Below are 17,114 nucleotides of genomic sequence, written 5' to 3'. Positions count from 1 at the left end.
GTTTTTTATTTAGATGCTACTTTTTGGGAAAAACAATCAACAAAGGCAGACAAAAAAAATCCTAGATTTTGGGGGAAACCTAGGATTGAAATCGGGGATATTTATAGTTGTAATAAGATGGAAACCATCTACTTGAGACCAAGTATAGGAGAGGAAAGCGGCTAAATCATGTGGTTTATTGTGTTGTAATGTATACATTTATTTAAAAATGTAGTTTTGAATTACAGTTATTTCTAAATGTTAAAAAGATTTATGAGATAAGTGGAATTTTTAAAATTAAAAATAAAATAGAGAATTAATGTCTTATTCGGATTTTTCTACAGGATAAAAAGCCTCATCAGATATTCTTTCAAACTACGGCTTACGCGGACTTCGTCCTTGTCTTGCTCACCTAAAGCATAGCTTTAGGCCTTGCGGCGTGGCGGAGCAGTGCTCTTTACAAAAGAAAAGCCCCATTTAAGGAGCTTTTCAAATGTTTGCCTACGCGCACCTTCGGTGCTTGTCTTGCCTAATGTTTAGAGCAACGCTCTAAACATTACTCAGGCTTTAGGCCTTCGGCTTTTTCCAGTGTTTCATCATTGCTAAAGAATTTTTCACGTTGTTCTTCAAGAAATTTTTTCGCATCCGGTTCAAACACGTTTAAACGTTTTTCATTGATCAAGGTGGTCTGGTGTTTAAGCCATTCCTGCCAGGCTTGTTTAGACACACTTTCAAACAATTCCTGACCCTTTGCACCCGGGAACGGTGCAAAGTCTAAACCTTCCATTTCTGTTTGATACTTACGGCAAAAAACTTGTCGAGACATATCATTCTTCCTTAAGCGTAAAGTTTTTCTAAGCGTGTATAGGCACGTGCAATTGCAGCTTCCACCTGTGCTGGTGCAGTACCACCAATGTGGTTACGTGCATTGACCGATGCTTCAAGTGTTAATGCTTTTTCAAATACATCAGCTTGAATCAAGTCAGAGAACTGTTGCAGTTGTTCAAGTGTCAATTCAGACAAGTCTTTAGATTCCTGAACGCCAAGCGCTACCGCTTTACCAACAATTTCATGCGCATCACGGAAAGCAACGCCATTTTTTACCAGGTAATCGGCAAGGTCAGTTGCAGTTGAGAAACCACGAAGCGCAGCTTCACGCATGATGTCAATGTTTGGAACTAATGCAGGAATCATGTCAGCAAAAGCCATGAGTGAACCACGAACGGTATCGATGGCATCAAATAATGGTTCTTTGTCTTCCTGGTTGTCTTTGTTATAAGCCAATGGTTGACCTTTCATTAAGGTTAATAGGCTCATGAGGTCGCCATAGACACGGCCAGTCTTACCACGGATCAGTTCAGGAACATCCGGGTTTTTCTTTTGTGGCATGATTGACGAGCCGGTACAGAAACGGTCTGGAATGTTTACGAACTTGAACTGAGCAGAAGTCCAAAGAATCATTTCTTCAGACATACGTGACAAGTGCATCATGATTAAAGATGCAGCAGCATTAAATTCAATGCCGAAGTCACGGTCAGATACAGCATCCAGCGAGTTTTCACATACTGCTTCAAAACCTAAAAGTTCAGCCGTGTAAGCACGTTCGATTGGGTAGGTTGTACCCGCAAGTGCAGCAGAACCAAGTGGTAAACGGTTTACACGTTTACGGCAGTCAATTAAACGCTCTGAGTCGCGTACCAGCATTTCAAACCAGGCCATTAAGTGGTGACCGAAAGTCACAGGCTGAGCCGTTTGAAGATGAGTAAAACCAGGCATAATGGTGTTGGTATTTTTAGCCGCCAAGCCCAAAATACCTTTTTGCAGTTTTTCTAATAATTGAAGAATGGCATCAATTTCATCACGCACGTATAGACGGATATCTGTTGCTACCTGGTCGTTACGGCTACGGCCGGTATGTAATTTTTTACCTGTGATGCCGATACGTTGAGTCAAACGCGACTCAATATTCATATGTACATCTTCAAGGTCAATACGCCATTCGAAATCACCTGCTTCAATTTCAGCTTTAATGGTGTTTAAACCGTTAATGATGTCATCACGTTCTTGTTCGGTTAAAACCCCAACTTTGGCAAGCATGGTTGCATGCGCAATAGAACCTGCAATATCTTGTTTATAAAAGCGTTGGTCAAATTGAACAGATGCTGTAAATTCAGCAACAAATGCGTCAGTAGCTTCAGAGAAACGACCGCCCCACATACCCGAAGTTTGGGCTTGTGACGGATTTGAGGAATTAGAAGATGTGGTCATATCGGCTCAATAAAATAAAAAGCAGTAATTTGAATGAGAGTATAGCAAATTCAGAATCACTTGCCGAAAAACAAGTCGATCCAACTTCGACGTATACCAATGATGGGGAAAATAATTCCGCCTATTTTTTTACGAAAATAGGGGATTGGCAACATCTAATTGAATTATTTATTGCCAGTAATATTTTGGCGGTCATCCTGGCTCTGGCAGAAGCACAATCCTGGTCGGCCTTGAATGTCGATCGTCTGCTGCAATATATGTTGTTCATTGATTGGGTGTTGCTGGCTTTTGTTGCCTTGTTTGAGCGCTTGCATAAAAAAATTCAGCACTTCAGTTTTGGGCAAAGCCTGGTTGTGGGTTTTGTATTACTACAGATGATTGTGCTACTAACCACGCTGGTGCTGAACGGTTTTATTTCCTTTGGGCAAAATTTTCAAATCCACAATTTAAGCAGCGATGTTTTACTGGATGGTGTGGTGCTACATCTCAGTTATGGGGTACTGATTGGAAGCTTTTGTTTTCGCTATCTGTATATGCGTGAACAGTGGGCACGGCAGCAAAACAGTGAATTGAATGCGCGTATTCAGGCCATGCAGGCGCGGATCCATCCGCATTTTTTATTTAATAGCCTCAATACTGTAATTAGCTTAATTACCATTGATCCGGATAAAGCAGAGCAAATGTTACTGAATTTATCACAGCTATTTCGGGCCAGTTTTAAAGAACTTAAACTGGTGCGCTTAAAAGATGAAATTGAACTGTGCCAGCGTTATCTGGCGATTGAACAGATTCGCTTGGGTGATCGCTTACAGGTAGAATGGAAATATGACGATGAAGTTATCTTTTCTCAGATACAAATTCCTTTATTAACTTTACAACCTTTAGTGGAAAATAGTATTTTTCATGGAGTTGAAAAATTTCTAACAAAGAGTACGATAAGCATATTGATTGAAATATTGCAAAATCAAGTCAATATAGTCATTACTAACCCTTATACACAGGATAAAATAAACTTAAGACAGGGACATGGTATTGCAGTCGAAAATGTGAAGCAGCGGCTTGAGGCTTATTATGGTCGCTCGGCAACTTTTCAGACATATGCGGGGAAGGGAATATTTACCACAGTTGTGCAATATCGATATAAATAAAAGATCATAGTTAACCTATAAAAAAAATGATGTTGACTGTGAAGGAGGAGAAATGGACATCCTGATTTGCGATGATGAACCTCTCGCTGTAGAGCGATTGTCACGTTTAGTTACGCAACTGGGACACCAAGTGGTTGCCACTGCAAGTTATGGGCGGCAAGCAATTGAAATGACTCAATTCTATGAGCCAGACGTAGTACTTTTAGATATTCAAATGCCTGAAATGGATGGCTTGAGCTGCGCCGAACATTTACGCCAGCTCGATCCTATGCCCGCCATTGTTTTTTGTACGGCTTATGATGAACATGCGCTGGACGCATTTAAGTCACATGCAGAAGGCTATTTACTAAAACCGGTGATGCAGCAGGAATTGCAACAGGTATTAGATCATTTAACAAAACTGACTCAAGCACAAATGAGCACTTTAAAACAAAAAGAAGATATGGACGAACTCAATATAAAACGCCACCAGATTGTGGCAAAAACCTACCGTGGGGTAGAGCTGGTTCCTGTAGAAAATATTTATTATTTTTTAGCAGATCAAAAATATGTCACGGTACGGCATAAAAATGGCAGTGTACTGATTGATGAAACTTTAAAAGATCTGGAAAATGAATTTGGCGACCAGTTTGTTCGAATTCATCGCAATGCCTTGGTTTCAGTACATTTTCTGGATGGTCTTGAAGTGATCAGTTCAGGGCAGTATCAGGTGCGTTGCCGTGAACTGGAAGAGCGACTGGCGGTAAGCCGACGTCATCTGCCCAATTTAAGAGAACGCATCCAAAAAATGTAAATCTGGTCGGCATAATTTTAGGTGACAACAACAGTGCAAATTTACTTGCATTTTCTAGTCAGCACGTTAAGTTTACACTATCGCACTTATTAACTGTTTCTTGAATTTATGAAGATTTTGAAGATTGCAACTCGACAAAGCCCGCTTGCTTTATGGCAGGCGGAACATATTCGTGCCCGTTTAGAGGCATTGCATGCTGATCTTAAAGTTGAGTTAGTGACCTTCGTCACCCAGGGTGACAAAATTTTGGATACGCCTTTGGCTAAAATTGGTGGAAAAGGACTATTTGTTAAAGAGTTGGAAGCTGCCTTGCTGGATGGTCGGGCAGACCTGGCGGTCCATTCAATGAAAGATGTGCCAATGGCCTTGCCTGAAGGGCTTGAGCTTGCAGTCATCTGTGAGCGCGAAGATCCGCTGGATGCTTTTGTCTCAAATCACTATGCAAGTTTTGATGCCTTGCCACAAGGTGCCAAAGTGGGTACATCGAGCCTGCGTCGTAAAAGTCAAATTCTAAAAGCCCGTCCTGATTTAGAGATTATTGACTTGCGTGGCAATGTCGGTACGCGTTTATCCAAACTGGATGCAGACCTCTATGATGCCATTATTCTGGCAAGTGCAGGTTTGAAACGTTTAGGTTTGGCGGAACGGATTCGCCATAGCTTGCCAGCTGCAGTAAGTTTGCCAGCGGTAGGACAAGGTGCACTGGGTTTGGAATGCCGTGCGGCAGATCAGGCGGTACTGGATCTGATTTTACCGCTGTTACATCAGGAAACCGATGTCTGTGTGCGTGCAGAACGTGCATTCAATGCCTATCTGGAAGGAGGCTGCCAAGTGCCGATTGCAGGACATGCGACTTTAATTGAAGGACAATTACACATTGAAGGTCGTGTCGGCAGTGTAGATGGTGCGACTTTATTAAAAGCTGAACTGAGCGGAACACCTGAACAGGCTGTAGAACTGGGTGAAACCTTAGCGCAAAAATTAGTTGAACAAGGCGCTGGCGATTTATTGAAAGCCCTCTATTAATATGCTGTTTATCAATACACGCCCACAGGACCGTGCAGAAAAATTGAGTCATGCTTTACGCATGGCTCAAATTGAGGTGTTGGATTTACCTTTGTTGCAATTGCTGCCTCGACCCTGGTCTGCAGACTTATCTGAACTTTACCAGCAATTGCCTGCGGTTCAGGTGATTGTGGTGGTCAGTCCCACTGCCGTTCAAATCGGCATGGACTATTTAAAACAATCCTGCATAACGCTGGATCAGTTGCAGCATGTTCAGTGGATTGCGGTCGGGGATCGCACGGCCCAGGCTTTGGCGCAATATGGTATTTCTGCTGAAGTCCCTAAAGTTGAAACATCGGAAGGAATGTTACAGCTTCCTGTTTTACAAACCCTCAATTCAGGTCAGTGTCTGGCTTTTTGGCGTGGCGAAGGGGGACGCCTGTTTATGATGGATCAGTTAAAGCAGCAAGGCGTACGAATTCTAAATTTTGTTTTATACGAGCGCCATTGTCCTGTATTTACTCAGTGCAAATTGGCAAACATATTATCTTTATTAGAAAAACAAGCACAGTATGCTATGGTGGTCAGTAGCGAAGCGGGTTGGTTGAACTGGATTCAGCTCATGCAAGATCAAAAACAGCTGATTGCAAAAGGGCATTATCTGGTTTTAGGTGAGCGCTTGTATCAAGTTGTTTCGAATTATAAAAAAAATCACGCAACATGTTTTAATATCACGCGACTACCTGATTTAAAAACAGATTCAATTTTGCAGAAGCTTGTTGTTGTGCAAGGGAACACATGAAGAAAACACTCATTTTATTACTTATTTTAAGTCTGCTCTGGATTGCCAAATTAAGTTATGACATCTTTAATCTTACTGCACAACAAACGGAATTAAGCGCGAGTCTGCATCGAATTGAACAGAACAATGCCAATTTAAATGACCAATTTGTCGCTTTACAGCGCAAAGTAACGCTGACTGATGGATCTGCGGCGGCTGGCTCACAGGCAGCACAGGATTTAAAAACCATTCAAGCTGCAAGTATTGATCCTATTGTTGCGATTAAACAGCAATTAGAATTGATTGAATTTATGTTGAAGCAACAACAATTTACGGCGGCTTTAGATAAATTAACCTATTTAGATCAAAATATTGAACACTATGCTCTCGCTGTGCCATTGAAGCAAAGTTTGCATCAGGTGATTGCCAAAGATCATCAGGTGATTCAGCAGTTTGTTAGTGAACGGGTGGCTCAGCAAATTAAAGTGGATGAATTAATCCAGCAGCTTGATGCTGCTTTGGCTCAGGAATTAAAAGCGCCACAATTAAGTGCGAGCCAGGCATCGGATAAATATTTCTGGCAACGCTGGCTGGTGATTGAACCTGCAAAACACCCTGCTAAAGCATTAATGCAGCGTCCGCTCATTTTAAAAGAAGCACAGCTCAGATTGTTAATTGCGCAACAGGCCTTAAAACAGGGGCAATATTTGGAATATCAAAAATCACTGACAGAAATTATTCAATTACTGAATCAGATTCCAGATGAGAAAACGCGACAGCTGATTCAAAATATCCAGAAGATCAAAGGATTTAGCATTAAGCCTACGCCTGGTTTAAATACGCGCGCATTATTGGGGTAATGAATTAATGAAGCAGATTTTACTGGCCTATGCTTTTATCAGCTTAATTATTATTGCCGGCTTAAGTGTTTTAAGTTATGGCTATGGTGCGGGTTATGTTTATTTATATTGGCGCGAATGGCAAATTCAGACCAATATCTGGATGATTTTTATTATTCTGGCCAGTTTAAGTCTATTTATTCAGCTATTGTGGTTACTGATTAAACGCTATTTAATCCGCGAACAACGCAAGCTAGAAACTGTATTTAATTTTAAAAACCTGCATCCTTATGAACAGTTGGCAGTCATCTGGTTATTAGAAGCCGCACAAGACCAACACCAGTTTATTCAAAACGTATTTTCTCAATCGGGTTTATTAAAAGGTATTATCGGTTCGCGACTATATTGGATCCAGCAGCAATATCCACAAGCCTTGGCAATCTTAAATCAAAGCAATGCCATGGCATTTGAATTGGCGGAAATCCAGCGCATAGAAATTTACCTGTCACAAAATGATGCCGAGCAGGCATTAACCCATCTTGAATTCTTAAATCAGCATGAGCTTTCACCCTGGTTAAACGATGTGAAAAGTGCCTATGATTTAAGATTAACCAGTTTATGGGAAAAGTTTGCCATTCAGTTTCCCTGGATGTATTTACGCTCGACTAAATATGGACATTTAGGGACAGAAAAAAAGCAGGAATGGCTACAGCAGCTATTACTTCATTTTGATCAGGCCAATGTCGAAAGTTTGCAAAATTTGCAACAGCGTTATTTAGACTTGCAAGACCAAATTTATAGCCGTGATTATGAGACCAAGGTGTTATGGTTAAAGCTGTTATCACGGATGCCGGAAATGAGCCAGCAGCATGAAGCATTGGTGTTGCATTTACTGGATGAGCAATTTAATCAGGACGTTTTTTATTTATGGTTCCAGCAGCAATTATTAAAGCAAAATCCTGATTATTTAATGGTTGAGCAGCGGATTGACTATTGGGAAAATAAATATCCTTCTTTGCCTGTATTTACATTTGCAAAATGGCATGTATATAGCGCAACTGCAAGAACGGCTGAAGCTGATCAATTACTTGAATTATACCCAGATAATGTAATGATGAATTATTTAAGAATTAAGTCCACTTTAAAAGGTCAGGATGATTTAATTAAGCAGTTAAATTTAATATTTGAAAATAATGCAAATTTTGTTGAAATAAAGATATAAAGGTAAAAATATGCTGACCTTGTCCGATTATCCGGTCATTTATGATCAGTCTGTTGCTTGGGGCGATATGGATGCCTTTGGGCATGTAAATAACGTGATGTATTATCGTTATATCGAAAGTGCCCGCATATTCTACATGGATGCCCTGAATATTTTTGAACATGATGTTTATACAGTGGTTGCATCCAATCAGTGCAAATATATCAGTCCGTTATTTTATCCAGACCGGCTTAAAATTGGTGTTCGCGTAGAAGAAATTCGTAATAGTGCATTTAGAATGAGTTATTTATTATGGAGTGAGTCACAACAACAAAATATTGCCGTGGCAGAGGCGGTTATTGTCTGTGTAAATAAAGAGACCATGCTTAAAACGGAAATACCTGAAATTATTCGTCATAAAATGACAAAAACTGAATTAAGTGTGAATCATTTAATTTAAAAAATATTTAAAGTGGATGCTCTATAAATTGAAGGAAATGTGAAATCTGTTTTAAAGATTGTTGTTTATTTAAAAAATTGTATTGAATGTTTTAAATAATAAAAATATTATGAGCGGGTTTTAAATAAAAAAATATAAACTTATTGTGGAGTTAATATGATGCCGGACATTAGTAATTTATCTGTTGAAGAGTTAAAGCGTTTACAAGTTGAAGCTGAAGCATTAATTGCTTCTAAAAAAGATCAAGCGGTTGAAGATGCTTATCAGCAAATTTTAGATATTGCCGATAACGTAGGTTTAACGATTGAACAAATTTTAGAGTTTGGCGCCACTAAACGTAAGAAAAGTACACGCAAATCTGTAGAGCCGCGTTACCGCAGCAAAAAGAATGCAGCTGATACCTGGACAGGTCGTGGTAAACAACCTCGCTGGTTAGTTGCAGAACTTGAAAGTGGTGCAAAATTGGAAGATTTTCTCATCTGATTTAAATAGGTATGAGATGCTCATCTAATTAGATGCAATATAAAAAAACCAGGTCTTTAGACCTGGTTTTTTTATATCTTTGAATTGGCGTTGAGAAAAAAGTGTGCATAATGGGGGTAGAAATATAATATTGGCGTTTAGGGCAGAATAATTGATATGTGGGTCGTGGTGGGATGATAAACAAACCCAAATACATCACGTGGTGGATTTTTTCCATCAGCGTTTTTTTTATTTTCATATTACTCCAGATTCCAGCGGCTTGGCTTATTTCTAAATTTTATAAAAACAACCAGGTTTTACACAATGTCAGCGGTAACATCTGGCAGGGGCAAGCAGATTGGCATAAGGGAAATTTAACCGGGTCGTTAAGTTGGAAAACACGCCCCCTAGACCTTTTTTTGCTGCGTTTAGGGGCAAATATAGAGTTACATAGTGGACATACCCAGCTAGATGGTATTGTCGGTTATGGTTTTGGCAAAAAAATAATTATTCATGATTTAAATGGTCAGGTTGCACCGGAAACCCTGAAACATCTGGTGGAATGGCAGTGGCCAGCCAATGCTATTCAATTACAGGATATAAATTTTAATTTCAAAAAAGAACAAGGCTTTGCTCAGGCCGAAGGTCAGTTGCAATGGGTCGGTGGCGAGCTGCTTTATACCTATGCCCAGCGCCAGGATCGGATGAATATCCCTTCATTGAAAGGAAGATTAGCGGATGAAAATAATAAGCTGGTCTTTGATATTCGGGATCAGCGTGATCAAAAGCTGATGGCATTGGAGCTGGATCAAAACTTGATGCTTGATGTGCAATTGACTCAGCGTCTGCTACTGAATGTTGCTTCTTATGATGGTAAAGCGGGTTTGGACACCTATGTGATCAGTTCGCGCCAACCTTTGTTTAAAGGTGGCTTCTAATGAATCAGTGGATGGAAAAAATTCAACAATTAAATTGGAAACAGACAGACCGGATAGCCCCCTTATTATTGATCCTGCTGATTTTGTATTTATGCTGGAAGTTGGCGAACATTTTCTGGTTGCTGGTAGCACCACCTCAGGTGATGCAGCTGGAACGGGTTGAGCTGGGTTCACAGCAGCCGCAGGTGCCAAATATTTCTTCATTTGCACTGTTTCAGGAAGCAGGTCGAACAGCGGCTGCAGAAGATAATCTGAATCTGATTTTACAAGGTGTGGTGGTTGGTCATCCAAATCAATTTTCGTCGGCAGTGATTAAAGTCAATGATCAGGCTGATCGCTATCGGGTTGGTGAAAGTATTGCACCCACCTCTTATCAGTTGGCTGAAGTATATTGGGATCGGGTGGTGTTGCGTCAAAGCAATGGCACGACGCGAGAACTACAATTTAAAGGCATTGAAAATGGTCTGGATCAAAGCATTGTTCAGCCTGCAGCAACCAGCTTACCTATGACAAATAATCAGACCACACCGAGCATGCCCAGTCAGGAACAAAATGCTTTAGGGCAAGCGGTACAGAAGATACAGCAAGACCGTGATCAGTATTTAAAAGATATGGGGGTCAATGCAGCGAGTGGGGGCTATGAAGTGACCGCCAGAACGCCAGCAGCATTGCGCAGTAAGCTGGGACTGCAACCTGGGGACCGGATCATGTCTCTAAATGGACAGGCTGTTGGGCAGGGGCAAAGTGATGCCCAGTTGCTGGAACAGGCTCGACGTGAAGGTCAGGTCAAAATAGAAATAAAGCGTGGTGATCAAGTGATGACCATACAACAAAATTTTTAAGTGATGTATCGTCACCTTACAGGATTAGGAAGCACGGAACTTTATGGCTTTATTTAATCATCATCGTCCAGTTTGGGCTTTATTCGCAGCGGCACCTCTTATTGCTATGGTGAGTACTTCTACTCATGCGCAAACATGGAAAATCAACTTACGTGATGCTGATTTAACTGCATTTATTAATGAAGTAGCCGATATTACAGGGAAAAATTTTGCTGTTGATCCACGGGTGCGCGGCAATGTCACGGTTATTTCAAATAAACCTTTAAATAAAGCCGAAGTTTACGATTTATTTCTAGGGGTGTTGAACGTTAATGGTGTGGTGGCCATTCCTTCTGGCAATACCATAAAATTAGTGCCCGACAGTAATGTGAAAAGTTCCGGTATTCCTTATGATGCCAAGCACCGCGCGACTGGTGATCAGATCGTGACCCGAGTGATCTGGCTGGAAAATACCAACCCGAATGACCTGATTCCTGCAATCCGTCCATTAATGCCGCAGTTTGCAAATTTGTCAGCTGTGGCTGGAACCAATGCGCTGATTGTGTCCGACCGTGCCAGTAATATTGCTCAGCTGGCAACCATCATCCGTAACCTGGATGGTACCGGGCAAAATGATATTGAAGCCGTGACCCTGCAATCCAGTCAGGCTGAAGAAATGATCGGCTTATTGGAGTCCATGAGCTCTACTGGTGCAGCACGAGATTTAAAAGGCTCGCGTATCCGTATTATTGCTGATACCCGAACCAACCGGATTGTGCTTAAAGGAGATACCGCAACCCGCAAGCGCATCCGTCAGATGATTGAAATGCTGGATGTGCCGGCAGCAGATCGGTTGGGGGGCTTAAAAGTCTTTCGCTTAAAATATGCCAGTGCCAAAAATCTTGCAGAAATTTTACAGGGATTGGTATCTGGTCAATCAGTATCAAGCTCATCAGCTTCCTCATCAAACAATAATAATATGATGAGCAATTTGAGTAATAACAACTCAAGCAGTACTTCTTCAAGCAATAGTTCTTCAAGCAATAGTTCTTCCAGTATTTCCACCCCAAGCATTAATTTGGGTGGAAGCTCGAATAATAATACTAAAGGCATTACCAGTTTTAATGCCAATGGTGTCAGTATTATTGCCGATGACAGTCAAAATTCATTGGTGGTCAAAGCTGATCCGCAACTGATGCGTGAAATTGAATCGGCCATTCAGCAGCTGGATATCCGTCGTCAGCAGGTACTGATTGAAGCTGCCATCATTGAATTGGAAGGCAATGATGCCGACCAATTGGGCGTGCAATGGGCATTGGGTGATCTGAACAGCGGTATTGGTTTAATCAACTTTAGCAATGCGGGGGCCAGTCTCGCTTCGCTTGCTGCCGGATATGTGGCGGGTGGGGCAGCAGGTGCTGCGGCCAAATTGGGCACAGGCACTTCATTGTTGCTGGGGGATTATAAAGAAGGCGATAACGGTTCACGCAAACTTTATGGTGCATTGATTCAGGCATTAAAGAGCAAAACCAAGTCCAACTTGCTTTCTACGCCTTCCATCGTAACCATGGATAATGAGCAGGCTTATATTGTCGTGGGGCAAAACGTCCCCTTTGTGACAGGTTCAGTATCCACGGGTGCAGCCGGTGTTGCCAATCCTTATACCACGGTAGAACGTAAGGATGTCGGCGTCACTTTAAAGGTGGTGCCGCATATTGGCGAGGGCGGTTCAGTTCGTCTTGAAGTTGAGCAGGAAGTTTCTGCGGTGCAACCCAAAGGTGAAGCTCAAGATTTAATTACCAGTAAACGTGCCATCAAGACTTCGATTCTGGCAGAGCATGGACAAACCATTGTATTGGGTGGTTTGATTTCCGATAACTCGATTCATAGCCGTCAGTCGGTACCGGGTTTGGGGGCAATCCCAGGTCTGGGACGTTTATTCCGTGCCGATGCCAAATCCAATGAAAAACGCAATTTGCTGGTGTTTATCCACCCCACAATTGTGGGAGATAGTGCTGATGTGCGCCGTTTGTCGCAGCAGCGCTATAGCCAGTTATATAGCTTGCAATTGGCCATGGATCGGGATGGTACTTTTGCAAAATTACCTGAAAATGTAGAAGATATTTATCAGCAGCGAATTCCGGTTACACCGTCAGTGCCGAAAGTGCCGAATTATCAAACTGTACCTTCGGCAAGCCAGGCACAACCGAAAGCAGCTACGTTTACTACTCCAGTGGCAATTGAGCCAGTTGTGCAAAAACAGGCGATAGCTGTGCCGCAATCAGTAGTAGAAAAAACCAGAAATACGGTCACCACGACCAAGATTCGTTCCGGTTCTTAACAGAGTGGGTAAAGAATTGAATATTTGCCGTGATATGATGATTTAAAATCACAAAGAGAAGTGCATTTCATGACTTGGAAAATACAAGCAATTACCGGTGAATTAACGGGACAGGAAATTAGCATCGACCGTGATATGTTGGTCGGTCGCCATCAGAGCGCAGACATTGTATTGCAAGCTGGGGAAATTTCACGCAAACATGCAGTTTTTTTGCTCAAAGACCAGGCCTTATGGCTGCAAGATTTGAATTCATCGAATGGCACCTTCGTCAATGATGTGCGCATTGAGCATGAAACCTTGTTAAAAGAAGGGGATATCATTCAGTTTGCAGGCTTGAAGTTCTCTGTACTTGCACCGGCTAAAGAGATTGAGCCAGCATTGGCTGAAACGGAAATTGTTCCGACCAGCGAGCAGCCTTCAGAGGCAGTTGCAGCTTCTGAAACTGCGGCAGCAACACCAGTTGAACCAGCGCCAAAGACTGCAGCCGAACAGATGAATGATCAGGGCATGCCTGAACTGACTGAACGTGATGCCAATGTTCAGCTGAGCCGCGATGGTATGCCGCAAGGGGTTGCCATCCCGAAACCTGCACCAATTCCTGAAAGTGTGGACTTGAGTGCAATTCCCGAGAAGCAAACACCAATAGCGGTTGAAACACCGGTTTCACGTGTTGAGCAAGCCAAAGAAGAGCAGAAGAATGCATCACTGGGTTTAATCTCGATTATTGTACTGATTATTCTTGCAATCATTGCCTGGTTATTCTTTAAATAAGCCTGTGCGCGACATACAATTAAGGCATGCAATCGCATGCCTTAATTATGTGGGTTATTTGAGTTATTTGGGTGTGGGTTAAGGTAAATCGTGAGAGGGAAAAGATGTCGGTAGCAAAACTGGAAAGCCGTGAACTGATTTTATTTGACTTGGATGGCACCTTGGTTGACTCAGCGTCAGATCTGTATCGGGCTATGAACATGAGTCTGAATGCCTTGCAGTTACCTGCAGTGACGGAGGAACAGGTTCGCACCTGGATTGGCAAGGGGACCTCGGTATTTTGTCAAAGTACCCTGAAATATTTAACCGGACAGGTGGATCCAGCCCAGCATCAACAATTACTCGATACCTTTTTAAGCATTTATAATGCAGATCCTTGTATAGACACCCAGCCTTTTAACGGCATTATTGAGTTCTTGGAGTGGGGGCTGAAAAACAATAAAAAAATGATCTGTGTCACCAATAAGCCTGAACAGCCGGCACGTACGATTGTCGAAACGCTGGGTTTAAGTCACTATTTTGTCGATGTGATTGGCGGAGACCGTTTTCAAGAGCGCAAGCCGCATCCACGGCAATTGCTGTTTTGTGTGAATGAATATGCTGTCACTACAGCAGAAACGCTCATGATTGGTGATTCCAGTAATGATGTGGAAGCGGCAAGACGTGCAGGAGTTGATTGTATTGTGGTTAGCTATGGCTATAATCATGGTGAAGATATTCATGATTGCCAGCCACAGCAAGTGGTTGATGATTTAACGGAATTACTTGCGCAATAATTGAAAATTAAGGATAGCGGAATGAGAGATTGTATGGTTTTTCGATGGCGAAACTAAGTCAGACTACAGCAAAACAAACCTAAACCAGCCATATCGAAAACATATAGAGCATACTCATGACAACTCAAACTCAATTCGAGCAGTTAAAATCTGACGGTTACAACCTGATTCCAGTTTATCGCCAGCGTTTGGCCGATACCGAAACACCCCTGTCGGTATTTGCGCGTCTGAAAGACCACAGCCAAGCTTATTTATTTGAATCGGTCGAAGGTGGAGAAAACTGGGCACGTTATTCCATTATCGGTTTGGGTGAGTCCACGGTATTTTCATGCAATCGCGGTGTTTTAACCATTCAGCAGGCGGATGGCTCTATTGAAAGCCAGCCATGTAGCGATCCATTCCAATATATTCGTGATTTTCAGACTCAATTCCATGTGCCAACACAAAAGGATTTGCCTGATTTACCGAGCTTCACCGGGGGGCTAGTGGGCTATTTTGGCTATGATTCAGTACGCTATATTGAACCGCGCCTAAAAAATGTGCCTGAGGCCGATCCGGTAGGTTTGCCTGATATCTGGATGATGCTGTCTAAAACCGTGATTGTGTTTGATAACTTAAAAGATACCTTGTTCCTGATTGTGCATGCAGATATTAATGATCTTGAAGCCTATGCTAAGGCTCAAGCACAGTTAGACAAATTGGAACAGATCCTGGCAACCCCAATTAGCCTGCAGGCAAAAAAACATACAGCACCACATTTTGAGTCTTTAACAGGGCACGACAAGTTTATCGAGTCCATTGCCAAGGTGAAGGAATACATTAAAGCCGGTGATGTCATGCAGGTTGTTCCGGGGCATCGTATGGTATCGGACTTCGATGGTGAACCTTTACAGGTTTATCGTGCACTGCGTCATCTCAATCCATCGCCTTATTTGTTTCTGGTGCAAGGGAAGACCTTAGAAAATAAAAAACCCTTCCATATCGTCGGGTCGTCACCGGAAATTTTATCGCGTCTGGAAAATGGGATTGCGACCGTGCGTCCTTTGGCGGGTACACGTCCGCGCGGTAAAACCAAAGAAGAAGATTTGGCACTTGAACAAGATTTACTCTCAGACGAAAAAGAGATTGCCGAACATCTTATGCTGATTGACTTGGGACGTAACGATGTTGGGCGTGTGTCAAAAATCGGGAAAGTGCAGGTCACAGATAAAATGGTGATCGAACGTTATTCCCATGTCATGCACATTGTCTCAAATGTGCAGGGTGAAGTGCGTGATGATGTCGATGCGCTGGATGTATTTAAAGCCACTTTCCCGGCTGGTACGCTTTCAGGCGCACCAAAAATTCGTGCCATGGAAATTATTGACGAAGTTGAGCCGGTCAAACGCGGAATTTTCGGTGGCGCTGTCGGTTATTTAGGCTGGCATGGGGAAATGGACATGTCTATTGCCATTCGAACCTGTGTTATTCGTGAAAATAAGGTCTATGTTCAGGCTGGAGCAGGGCTGGTTTATGACTCAAATCCTGAATCTGAATGGAATGAAACCCAGATAAAAGCTCGCGCAGTGATCAAAGCGGTTGAATTATCATCAAACGGGTTGATTTTATGAGTTTTTGACGGTTTTTTTGAAAAAAACACTTGCACGGATTCTAAGTTTTGCTAAACTGCACACCGTTCCGATACGAAACGTACGAAACACTAAGAAACGCCGGCATAGCTCAGTTGGTAGAGCAACTGACTTGTAATCAGTAGGTCCACAGTTCGAATCCGTGTGCCGGCACCATCTTAGAGTACAAAGTAAAGAACAAACACTGATGTAAGTGTAAAAATGGTGAGGTTCCCGAGCGGTCAAAGGGGGCGGACTGTAACTCCGCTACGAAAGTTTCGAAGGTTCGAATCCTTCCCTCACCACCAATTTTAAGACTTCAAATAGTGGATTGTACCAACATCGTGCGGGAGTAGCTCAGTTGGTAGAGCGGTAGCCTTCCAAGCTACATGTCGCGAGTTCGACCCTCGTCTCCCGCTCCATTTTGAAGTACAAAAATTTGCTCTTATAGCTCAGTGGTAGAGCACTCCCTTGGTAAGGGAGAGGTCTCGAGTTCAAATCTCGATAAGAGCTCCAAATACAGTTTGGCAACATTGTTGCAAAGATTTTAAAAAGCAGGCTTATTAGTCTGCTTTTCAAGTATTGGGTGTTTGGTTTTTTAAAGCGATAAGTCGATGCTGAGTTTTACTCAGAATTGTGTTCGACGTAAACGAGGAATATAAACATGGCTAAGGCTAAGTTCGAACGTAATAAGCCGCACGTAAACGTGGGCACAATTGGTCACGTCGACCATGGTAAAACAACTTTAACTGCTGCGATTGCAACTATTTGTGCAAAAACTTACGGCGGTGAAGCGAAAGATTACGCAGCAATTGACTCTGCACCAGAAGAAAAAGCACGTGGTATTACCATTAATACTTCACACGTAGAATACGATTCTCCATCTCGTCACTATGCTCACGTAGACTGCCCGGGTCACGCCGA

Annotated in this window: 17 protein-coding genes and 4 tRNA genes; 19 read left to right on the top strand and 2 right to left on the bottom strand. The window is 42.4% G+C overall.

Annotation, left to right across the window (positions count from 1 at the left end):
- Positions 1-535: 535 nt before the first annotated feature.
- Entirely contained in the window at positions 536-805 is a 270-nt protein-coding gene (locus B9T29_RS03615; protein ID WP_086174614.1) for an oxidative damage protection protein, read from the bottom strand.
- An 11-nt stretch (positions 806-816) separates the two neighbouring features.
- On the bottom strand, positions 817-2,247 hold the full coding sequence (gene argH, locus B9T29_RS03610) for an argininosuccinate lyase (RefSeq protein WP_171263972.1): 1,431 nt from the start codon (positions 2,245-2,247) through the stop codon (positions 817-819).
- On the opposite strand from argH, the gene B9T29_RS03605 reads away from it, so the two are divergent.
- From B9T29_RS03605 to B9T29_RS03515, 19 genes are all read left to right on the top strand, one after another.
- Entirely contained in the window at positions 2,238-3,395 is a 1,158-nt protein-coding gene (locus B9T29_RS03605; protein WP_086174612.1) for a sensor histidine kinase, read from the top strand. The genes argH and B9T29_RS03605 overlap by 10 nt on opposite strands.
- Before the next feature lie 52 nt (positions 3,396-3,447).
- Positions 3,448-4,188, top strand: coding sequence for a LytR/AlgR family response regulator transcription factor (locus B9T29_RS03600; RefSeq protein ID WP_086174611.1), 741 nt, complete (start codon positions 3,448-3,450; stop codon positions 4,186-4,188).
- Between the two features lie 108 nt (positions 4,189-4,296).
- Positions 4,297-5,214 (top strand): hydroxymethylbilane synthase, encoded by a 918-nt coding sequence (gene hemC, locus B9T29_RS03595; RefSeq protein WP_086174610.1) that lies wholly within the window; start codon positions 4,297-4,299, stop codon positions 5,212-5,214.
- A 1-nt stretch (position 5,215) separates the two neighbouring features.
- Positions 5,216-5,995 (top strand): uroporphyrinogen-III synthase, encoded by a 780-nt coding sequence (locus tag B9T29_RS03590; protein ID WP_086174609.1) that lies wholly within the window; start codon positions 5,216-5,218, stop codon positions 5,993-5,995.
- Entirely contained in the window at positions 5,992-6,834 is an 843-nt protein-coding gene (locus tag B9T29_RS03585) for a hypothetical protein (protein WP_086174608.1), read from the top strand. The genes B9T29_RS03590 and B9T29_RS03585 overlap by 4 nt, the downstream gene beginning before the upstream one ends.
- A gap of 7 nt (positions 6,835-6,841) precedes the next feature.
- Positions 6,842-8,035, top strand: coding sequence for a hypothetical protein (locus B9T29_RS03580; protein WP_086174607.1), 1,194 nt, complete (start codon positions 6,842-6,844; stop codon positions 8,033-8,035).
- Between the two features lie 10 nt (positions 8,036-8,045).
- Positions 8,046-8,474: an acyl-CoA thioesterase gene (locus tag B9T29_RS03575; protein WP_086174606.1), complete on the top strand. Its 429-nt coding sequence runs from the start codon at positions 8,046-8,048 to the stop codon at positions 8,472-8,474.
- A gap of 156 nt (positions 8,475-8,630) precedes the next feature.
- Entirely contained in the window at positions 8,631-8,957 is a 327-nt protein-coding gene (locus B9T29_RS03570) for an H-NS family nucleoid-associated regulatory protein (RefSeq protein WP_086174605.1), read from the top strand.
- A gap of 173 nt (positions 8,958-9,130) precedes the next feature.
- On the top strand, positions 9,131-9,874 hold the full coding sequence (gspN, locus tag B9T29_RS03565) for a type II secretion system protein N (RefSeq protein ID WP_086174777.1): 744 nt from the start codon (positions 9,131-9,133) through the stop codon (positions 9,872-9,874).
- Positions 9,874-10,716 carry a type II secretion system protein N gene (locus tag B9T29_RS03560; protein ID WP_086174604.1) on the top strand — a complete coding sequence of 281 codons (843 nt, stop codon included), beginning with the start codon at positions 9,874-9,876 and terminating at the stop codon, positions 10,714-10,716. Before gspN ends, B9T29_RS03560 begins: the two co-directional genes overlap by 1 nt.
- A gap of 43 nt (positions 10,717-10,759) precedes the next feature.
- The gene (gene gspD, locus B9T29_RS03555; protein ID WP_086174603.1) at positions 10,760-13,036 is read left to right on the top strand and encodes a type II secretion system secretin GspD; all 2,277 of its coding nucleotides are present in this window, start codon (positions 10,760-10,762) and stop codon (positions 13,034-13,036) included.
- 69 nt (positions 13,037-13,105) lie between these two features.
- Positions 13,106-13,807: an FHA domain-containing protein gene (locus B9T29_RS03550; protein ID WP_086174602.1), complete on the top strand. Its 702-nt coding sequence runs from the start codon at positions 13,106-13,108 to the stop codon at positions 13,805-13,807.
- A 104-nt stretch (positions 13,808-13,911) separates the two neighbouring features.
- Positions 13,912-14,583 carry a phosphoglycolate phosphatase gene (gene gph, locus B9T29_RS03545; RefSeq protein WP_086174601.1) on the top strand — a complete coding sequence of 224 codons (672 nt, stop codon included), beginning with the start codon at positions 13,912-13,914 and terminating at the stop codon, positions 14,581-14,583.
- A gap of 116 nt (positions 14,584-14,699) precedes the next feature.
- Complete coding sequence (gene trpE / locus B9T29_RS03540) at positions 14,700-16,193, top strand: anthranilate synthase component I (RefSeq protein ID WP_086174600.1); 1,494 nt, start codon at positions 14,700-14,702, stop codon at positions 16,191-16,193.
- Positions 16,194-16,291: 98 nt separating this feature from the next.
- Positions 16,292-16,367: transfer RNA gene (locus tag B9T29_RS03535), tRNA-Thr, on the top strand.
- A gap of 47 nt (positions 16,368-16,414) precedes the next feature.
- Positions 16,415-16,498, top strand: a tRNA-Tyr gene (locus B9T29_RS03530).
- A 38-nt stretch (positions 16,499-16,536) separates the two neighbouring features.
- Positions 16,537-16,612, top strand: a tRNA-Gly gene (locus B9T29_RS03525).
- A gap of 19 nt (positions 16,613-16,631) precedes the next feature.
- Positions 16,632-16,706: transfer RNA gene (locus tag B9T29_RS03520), tRNA-Thr, on the top strand.
- A gap of 148 nt (positions 16,707-16,854) precedes the next feature.
- Positions 16,855-17,114, top strand: a 260-nt coding sequence (locus tag B9T29_RS03515) for a GTP-binding protein (RefSeq protein ID WP_228146555.1), incomplete at its 3' end; no start/stop codon positions are given.

Source organism: Acinetobacter sp. ANC 3903 (assembly GCF_002135315.1).
Lineage (GTDB): Bacteria > Pseudomonadota > Gammaproteobacteria > Pseudomonadales > Moraxellaceae > Acinetobacter.
This window is presented reverse-complemented; position numbering and strand designations above follow the sequence as displayed.